General features: G+C 42.8%; 1 protein-coding gene. It reads left to right on the top strand.

Going from position 1 to position 683, the window contains the following annotated elements:
• Window positions 1-45 precede the first annotated feature (45 nt).
• On the top strand, window positions 46-528 hold the full coding sequence (locus tag Q0954_RS34235) for an FAD-dependent oxidoreductase (protein WP_299466664.1): 483 nt from the start codon (window positions 46-48) through the stop codon (window positions 526-528).
• Window positions 529-683: the final 155 nt, after the last annotated feature.

Genomic DNA, 683 nt, shown 5'->3' with positions numbered 1-683 from the left:
TTGTAGATAATGAGTACATATTTAGCCTCATAATGGTCATTTAAATTGTCATCACTAGATTTTATACAGAAGGATTTTTTTTGGAAAAACGACCGTCACTTTATCAGTCATCTTGCCTGGCAAAAACACCCCTACATAGTCTTTATTAACTGGGGACATTTTTGCAAACAACCCGTGTTGATAGCCACCACTGGCGGCAAAGAAGGCATAGCATTAGAGCACGAAGGAGCAAGAGAGGGCATCAAGAAAGAATTGCTCTATACCTTGCAACGAATGTTTGGCAAAACTACCGCGCTTACTGGGTTTGCCCATACGCATTGGTGGACCGATCCTTTTAGTGAGGGAGCCTACTCACACCTGCCAGTAGGGGTCGAGTCTAAGCAATTTGATGCATTGGCAGCACCCATCAAGCACTTACATTTTGCCGGCGAAGCCACTACCCAGCGTTACCTTGCCACGGTGCACGGAGCCTTGTTATCGGGCAAACGGGCTGCCCGTGAAATTGCCTTAGGAATGCTTGAAAAATAAGCGTCTCAGCTCAGTAAGAAAGACCTTATCCAGAAGGAAAAGTTATTTTTTGTCCATTCCTTAATTAAAGATTAAACTATCAACATGTTCGCCATCCTCCATTTTAAAATCTGTGAATGGCTCCAATAGACAATGTATCTTTAAAATCTATTGGA

The organism is uncultured Microscilla sp. (assembly GCF_947493425.1).
Taxonomy (GTDB): domain Bacteria; phylum Bacteroidota; class Bacteroidia; order Cytophagales; family Microscillaceae; genus Microscilla.
This window is presented reverse-complemented; position numbering and strand designations above follow the sequence as displayed.